The sequence below is a fragment of the Frankia sp. Allo2 genome (assembly GCF_000733325.1).
GTDB classification, from domain to species: Bacteria; Actinomycetota; Actinomycetes; order Frankiales; family Frankiaceae; genus Frankia; species Frankia casuarinae.
Map to the genome: position 1 here is coordinate 1 of NZ_JPHT01000064.1, position 7495 is coordinate 7495.

Sequence of the window (7495 nt, forward strand, 5' to 3'; positions counted from 1 at the left end):
GGGTTGCAGGACTCGTTGTCGTTGGGGAATCTGGAGTCGCGGCGGGACTGGGGTTTCGCGGGGGATTACGTGGAGGCGATGTGGCGGATGCTGCAGCAGGACGCGCCGGACGATTATGTGGTGGCGACCGGGGAGACGCACAGTATCCGGGAGTTGTTGGATGTGGCGTTCGGGCGGGTGGGGATCTCGGACTGGTCGGGGTTCGTGCGGCAGGATCCCCGGTTTTTCCGGCCGGCTGAGGTGGATGTGCTGGTGGGGGATTCGTCGAAGGCGCGGGAGGTGTTGGGGTGGAAGCCGCGGGTGGGGTTCGAGGAGTTGGTGGCGATGATGGTGGACGCCGACGTCGCCACCGAGACGGAATCGGCCGACAAGGCACTGACAATCCGTTGAGCACCGTTCCCGGACGTACCAGGCGGCCGACCACCCCGGCGCGGGTGAACCGGCCCCACGCGGGCATTCCGTTGCGCGGGGCGGGGAGTACCCCTGCGTATGTCGTCGGGGAGGACTCCGCATGAAGCGCAATACCGCCCAGCCGGGCGGCGCGTCGGCCGCGATCGCGGCCGACGGCTGGACGCTGCGTAAACGCCTGAAACAGACCCGGGGCACCCGGCTGCGGGGGGCGGTGCGCGGCGCCATCCCGCTGGCGCTGGCCGGCCTGCTCGCCAACCTCGCCAACATGGGCGTCACGCTGATCATCGCACGCGCGCTGAGTACCCGATCCTACGGCGCGGTCGCCCAACTGATCGCGATCTTCTTCATCGTGTCCATGCCGGGCAGCGCCCTGCTCGTGGGGGTGGTCCGGCGGATCACCACCTGGCAGCACAGCGGGCAGTTGGACCTGGTGGCGCAGTGGGTCCGCCGGGTCCGCCGGGTCGGGGTCGCGCTCGTGCTGGTCGTCGCCATGCTCGCGGTGGCCGCTCGGGGCTTCGTGGCCCACGAACTGTCGCTGCCCGGTCCCGGCGGCGTCGCCGAGATCGTGACCGCCGGTGCCGCCTGGTGTCTGCTCTGCGTCGACCGGGGGTTGCTGCAGTGCGGCCGGCTCTATCCGGCGCTGGCCGCCAACCTGCTCGTCGACGCCGCGGTGAAGACGGTGTTCACGATCGGGTTGGTGCTCGCCGGTCTGGACGAGACCGGCGCGGCGATCGCCGTCCTGCTCGGTGTGCTGGCCGCCCTCGCCCACACGCGGTCCACGCTGCGCCGCCACCCGGACGCGGTCGTGGGAATGTCGCCCGAGCCGGGCTCGCCCGCGGCGCCCACGGCCCGGCTGGCCGTCGAGGTCGGCACCGCTCTCGTCGCGCTGGCGATGCTCGGCCTCCTGCAGAACATCGACGTCCTCATGCAGGGCCGGCTCGCCCCCGACCGGTCGGGCTCTTACGCGGCCGTCTCGGTGGCCAGCAAGGTGCTCGTACTGGCGGCGGTCGTGCTGGCCGGCTTCCTGCTGCCGGAGGCCGCCGATCGACGACATCTCGGACAGCACGCCCTCCATCAACTCGGAGCAACGCTAGCGATACTCCTCGTCCCCGCGCTGGGGCTGCTCTCCGCCGCTCTCCTCGCACCCGACACACTTCTCTCCCTGGCCTTCGGCCCTCGCTTCACCGATGCCTCCGGCGCGCTTCTCCCCTTGGCCGCAGCGATGACCTGTCTCGGAGCTACCGTGCTGTTCACCCACTACCTGCTCGCTCTCGGCGAGCGAGGCGTACTGCTGGCCCTGGGGCTGGCCGCCGCCGCGACCGTCCCCCTCATGCTGTGGGCGGACGGATCACCGACGAGCACCGCCCGCGCCGACCTCGCCTGCCAGGCCGTGCTGGCCATCGTCACCGGCCTGTCGGTGCTCGCCGCCGCCCGTCGGACGGCTCGGGCATGAGCGCCGCGAGCAATCGGCGCGGCCCCGGCGCGACGATCCCGCCGACCCCCGCGGGCCTCGTCGTGCCGCCGGCCGTCCCGGTCCCGCCGGGCCTCTTGGCCGCGCAGGTGGGAGCGCCCGGGATCGAGGCCGCGCCGCACCGGCCCTCCCTCGCCGAGCTGGTCGAGACTTCGGGGCTGCGCCGCGTGCACATGCTGGCCTGGCGTGACCTCGACGACCCCGAGTCGGGCGGGTCGGAGCTGCACGCCGACAAGGTCGCGGAGCTGTGGGCGCAGGCCGGCATCGACGTGAGCCTGCGCACGGCCGTGGCGTCCGGCCATCCGGAATCCGTCCACCGCAACGGCTACACGGTGGTCCGCAAGGCGGGCCGGTACTCGGTCTTCCCGCGCACGGCGGTGTCCGGCGCGCTGGGCCGCGGCGGGCCCTGGGACGGCCTGGTCGAGATCTGGAACGGGATGCCGTTCTTCTCTCCGGTCTGGGCCCGCTGCCCCCGGGTGGTGTTCCTGCACCACGTGCATGCCGAGATGTGGCGGATGGTGCTGTCCCCGAAGCTGGCCAGGATCGGCGAGACCGTCGAATTCAAGATCGCACCACCGCTGTACCGGCGTACGCGCATCCTGACGCTGTCCCCGTCGTCCCGGCACGAGATCATCGACCTGCTCGGCCTGCCGCCGCGCAACATCTCGGTCGTGCCGCCGGGTATCGACCCGTCCTTCTCCCCCGCCGGCGAGCGCTCGCCGCATCCCCTCGTCCTCGCTGTCGGGCGTCTGGTGCCGGTGAAACGGTTCGACGTCCTCATCGACGGGCTCGTCCACGCCCACGACGAACATCCGACGATGGAGGCGGTCATCGTCGGCGAGGGCTACGAGCGGGTGGAGCTGGAGAAGCGGATCTCCGCTGCCGGAGCCGGCGGCTGGCTGCGCCTCGTCGGGCGGGTCGACGACGACGCCCTGCTGACGCTGTATCGGCGCGCCTGGGTGCTGGCCTCGGCCTCGGCCCGTGAAGGCTGGGGCATGACGATCACCGAGGCCGCCGCCTGCGGCACGCCGTCGGTCGCGACGAAGATCGCCGGACACACCGACGCGGTCGTCGACGGCGAGACCGGCGTGTTGGTGGAGGATCCGGCCGACCTGGGCAAGACACTGGCCGGCGTGCTGACCGATCACGATCTGCGCGCCCGCCTGTCCGCCGGGGCGCTGGCGCATGCGGCGACCTTCACCTGGGCGCAGACGGCTCGCTCGACGTTCGCGGCGCTAGTCCGGGAGGCGGCCCGGCATCAAGGCCGCCGCTCCAGCGCGGCCCGGGCCGCGGACCTGGTTGGGCCGCACCGGTGACTGCGGTGATCCGGTGACCGTGACCACGTCGCCCTCCGGTCCGGCCTCGTCCGATCGCCCCGCTTCCGGTCGCCCCGAGTCCGGTCGCCCCGAGTCCGGTCCGGCCTCGGCGGCGATCCGCCGGCGGCGACCGCCCTCTTGGCCGACCCTGGTGCTGGCCGCCGTGGCGTATCTGCCGCTGCTGGCGACGGCACCGGGAAAGATCGGCGCCGACACCAAGGCATACCTCTACCTCGATCCGAGCCGGATGCTGCGCCGAGCGGTCTCCATGTGGGACCCCGGCATCGGCATGGGCACCGTCACCCATCAGAACATCGGCTATCTGTTTCCGCAGGGCGCCTTCTACTGGCTGCTGGATCTCGTCGGCCTGCCCGACTGGGTCGCGCAGCGGCTGTGGACGGGCTCCATCCTGTTCGGCGCCGGCACCGGCGTGCTGTTCTTGCTCCGCTCGTTGCGCTGGCCCGACCGCTTCGCGTTCGTCGCCGCGTTCGGCTACATGCTCTCGCCCTACATCCTGGAATACGAGGCGCGGATCTCGGCGATCCTGCTGCCCTACGCCGGACTGGGCTGGCTGATCGGCATCACCGTGCGCGGGTTGCGCGAGGCGGAGCCCGGCCGGGCCGGCTGGCGTCCCGCCGGATGGCGCTTCCCCGCCGCCTTCGCCCTCGTGGTCACGACGATCGGCAGCATCAACGCCTCCAGCCTGATCTTCATCCTGTTCGCCCCACTGCTGTGGATACCGTTCGCCGTCTGGGGTACCCGCGAGGTCCGACTCGGCGCCGCCGTGAGTATGTGCACCCGTGCGGTGCTGGTCGTCCTCGTCACGTCGGCGTGGTGGATCGCGGGGCTCTACACCCAGGCCGGTTATGGCCTCAACGTCCTCGCCTTCACCGAGACGATCGAGACGGTCGCCAGCAGCTCGCAGGCCTCCGAGGTGCTGCGGGGCCTGGGCAACTGGTTCTTCTATGGACAGGACGCGCTCGGTCCGTGGATCGGGCCGGCCACCCACTACACCCAGAGCATCTGGCTGATCGCGGTCAGCTTCACCATACCCATCCTCGCCCTGATCGGCGCCTCGGCCATCCGCTGGGGCCAGCGCGGCTACTTCGTCGCGCTGATCCTGCTGGGCACCACGATCGCCGTCGGCGTCTACCCGTACGACGATCCCTCTCCCTGGGGACGGCTGTTCAAGGACTTCGCCGAGGGATCGACGGCCGGTCTCGCGCTGCGTTCGCTGCCCCGGGCGGTCCCCATGGTGGCACTGGGCATGTCGGTGCTGCTCGCGGGCGGGCTCGCAGCTCTCTGGGAGCGGTACGCGGCGGCCGGTCCGACCGCTACGGCTGCCCCCGGTGGGCGGCCGGTCCGGTCGGGCCGGCGCCGACGGCTGGTTCCGCCGCTCGCCACCGGGGTGGTCCTGCTGTTGCTGGCCCTCGACATGTCACCGCTGTTCCGCGGCGAGTTCGTCGAGCCGTTACTCGAACGCCCCGAGCACGTCCCCGCCTACGAGACCGAACTCGCGCGCGCCCTGGACACCAGGAACAACGGCACCCGGGTGCTGGAGCTTCCCGGTGCCGACTTCTCCCACTACCGCTGGGGAAGCACCCTCGACCCGGTCACCGAGGGGCTGATGGACCGTCCGCTGGTCATGCGGGAACTCATCCCCTACGGCGAGGCGGGCAGCGTCGACCTGGTCCGCTCGCTGGACCGCCGGCTGCAGGAGGGGGNGTTCGAGACCTCCGCCCTGCCGGACCTCGCCCGGTTGATGGGCGTAGGCGACGTGGTGCTGCGCAGCAACCTCGCCTACGAGCGGTACCGGACCCCGCGCCCCCGGGCCACCTGGAACCTGTTCACCTCGAACAGACCGGACGGGCTGGGTGTACCACAGACCTTCGGACCGCCGGTTGCCGAGGATCCCGGCATCCCGTTCACCGACGAGGTCACCCTCGGCACCGACCCGTCGGTGCCCGATCCNCCGGCGCTGGCCGTCTTCCCGGTCAGCGGCGCGCAGCCGATCGTGCGCACCGCCACCACCGCGCGGCCCCTGCTCGTCAGCGGCAACGGGGAGGCGCTGGTGGACGCGGCGGCCTCCGGCCTGCTCGCCGAGCCAATCGCCGACGGGCGGGCGATCCTCTACGCCCCGGAACTCGCCACCGATCCCACCGCGATGCGCCAAGCCCTCGACGACGGTGCGGACCTGCTCGTCACCGACACCAACCGGCGGCGCGCCGAACGGTGGACGGGCATCCGGGAGAACTTCGGCTACGTCGAGCAACCCGGAGTCAGGCCGCTGGCGAAGGACCCGAACGACAACCGGCTGCCGCTGTTCCCCGATCAGAACGTCACCAGCGAGACCACAGCCACCCTGCACGCCCCGGGATCCCCGGCGAAGATCGCCGAGGTGACCGCCACCAGCTACGGGAACAGCTTCTCCTACGGGGCGTCCGACCGACCGGTCCGCGCGATCGACGGCGACCCGGGCACCGCGTGGCGGGTCGGCGCCTTCACCGACCCGACCGGGGAGGCCTGGCAGACCACGCTGGCCGAGCCGACGACGACGAACCAGATCCGCCTCGTCCAGCCGCTGACCGGGCCGCGCAACCGGTGGATCACCCGGGCGACGCTGACCTTCGACGGCGGCTCCCCGGTGACCGTCGCGCTCACCGACGCCTCCCGCACCGCCGCCGGGCAGGTCGTGCGCTTCCCCACCCGGGCCTTCCGAACGTTACGCATCCACATCGACGCGACGAACACCGGCCGGCAGCGCAGCTACGACAACGTCTCCGCGGTCGGGTTCGCCGAGGTCGCCATCCCCGGAGCGAACGGGGCACCGCTGACGGCCGAGGAGGTGCTGCGGATGCCGAGTGACAGCCTCGACGCCGCCGGTGCCGCCTCCCTCGGCCACCGGCTGGCACTGGAGGTGTCCCGGGACCNGGCCAACCCGTCGGAACCGTTCAAGCAGGACACCGAGTCGGTCATCAGCCGGTCGTTCTCCCTGCCCACGGCCCGGACGTTCGCGCTCACCGGCACCGCCCGCGTCTCCGCCTACTCCCCCGACGATCGCGTCGACCAGGTGCTGGGCCGCCCGGCCACCCTCCCGGTGGTGACCTCCTCCGGCCGGCTGCCGGGATCGCTCGCCGCGCGGGCGTCGAGCGCCTTCGACGGAAACCCGGCCACCGCGTGGAGCCCGGGCATCGGCAACCCGCGAGGCAGCTGGATCCAGGTCGCCTCGCCGACCCCGTTGACGGTCTCGTCGATGACGATGTCGATCGTCGCCGACGGTCGGCACTCGATCCCGACCCGCATCGGGATCGAGGTCGACGGCCAGCGGGTCGGCGCGGTGACCGTGCCTGCGGTCACCGACACCGCGGGGCGCGGGGGCACCCGCGAGGTGACCCTCACCTTCCCGGCCGTCACCGGCAGCACGTGGAAGTTCGTCATCGACGATGCCCGGACCGTCACCAGCATCGACCCCATCAGTCGCTCGCCGCTGGCGATGCCGGTGGGCCTCGCCGAGATCGGGATACCCGGCCTCGCGACCGTGCCTGCCGCGGGCACCGGTCAGCCCACGGCGGGCACCGGTCAGCCCACGGCAGGCACGGCAGGGAGCACCGCGACGGGGCTGTTGCCGGCCCAGATCCCCGCGCCCTGCCGGACCGACCTGCTGAGCATCGACGGTCAGCCGGTGGGGGTGCAGGTCACCGGGGGCACCGCCGACGCGGTCAACCGGCTCGGGTTGACCGTCGCCACCTGCGGCCAGCCGGTCACCCTCGGCCCGGGGGAGCACGTGATCCGGACCGCCGACGGGGCCCTCGCCGGCATCGATCTCGATCGCCTGCTGCTGGCCTCGGACGTCGGCGGCGGCCCGTGGCTGAACGCGACCGGCGCCGCCTCCGCCGTCTCCCCCGCCGGGACCCCACCGGCCGCGACGGGCACCACGGGAACGACGTCGGCCGCCACCGGAACGACGGGCACCACCGGAACGACGGGCACCACCGGAACGACGTCGGCCGCCACGCCACGGGTGACGGTCCGATCGGCCGGCGACACATCCTTCACCGTCGACGTGACGGGGGCGCGGCCCGGTACCCCGTTCTGGCTGGTGCTCGCGGAGAGCCTCTCCCCGGGTTGGAAGGCGACCGTGGGCGGCGCCGACCTGGGCACCCCCAGGCTGGTGGACGGCTACGCGAACGGCTGGCGGATCACCCCGACGGCCGCCGGGTTCACCGTCACGCTGACCTGGACCCCACAACGGATCGTGTGGTTCGCCCTGGCGCTGTCCGCGGTGACGGTGCTGCTC

The 7495-nt window shown here is 72.4% G+C and carries 4 protein-coding genes (1 of these 4 cut by a window edge); all 4 read left to right on the top strand.

Annotated features, from left to right (window positions below):
- The coding region (locus tag ALLO2_RS21950; protein ID WP_035734530.1) for a GDP-mannose 4,6-dehydratase at positions 1 to 390 on the top strand (390 nt) is incomplete at its 5' end.
- Positions 391 to 511: 121 nt separating this feature from the next.
- Positions 512 to 1864, top strand: a complete 1353-nt coding sequence (locus ALLO2_RS21955; RefSeq protein WP_011435502.1) for a hypothetical protein — start codon at positions 512 to 514, stop codon at positions 1862 to 1864.
- Positions 1861 to 3198, top strand: a complete 1338-nt coding sequence (locus tag ALLO2_RS21960; protein ID WP_011435501.1) for a glycosyltransferase family 4 protein — start codon at positions 1861 to 1863, stop codon at positions 3196 to 3198. The genes ALLO2_RS21955 and ALLO2_RS21960 overlap by 4 nt, the downstream gene beginning before the upstream one ends.
- A 13-nt stretch (positions 3199 to 3211) precedes the next feature.
- Positions 3212 to 7495: the 5' portion of an alpha-(1->3)-arabinofuranosyltransferase family protein gene (locus ALLO2_RS21965; protein WP_035734533.1), read on the top strand. Its footprint extends 516 nt past the window's final position; the window shows 4284 of its 4800 coding nt (coding positions 1-4284); its start codon is at positions 3212 to 3214; the stop codon falls past the right edge of the window.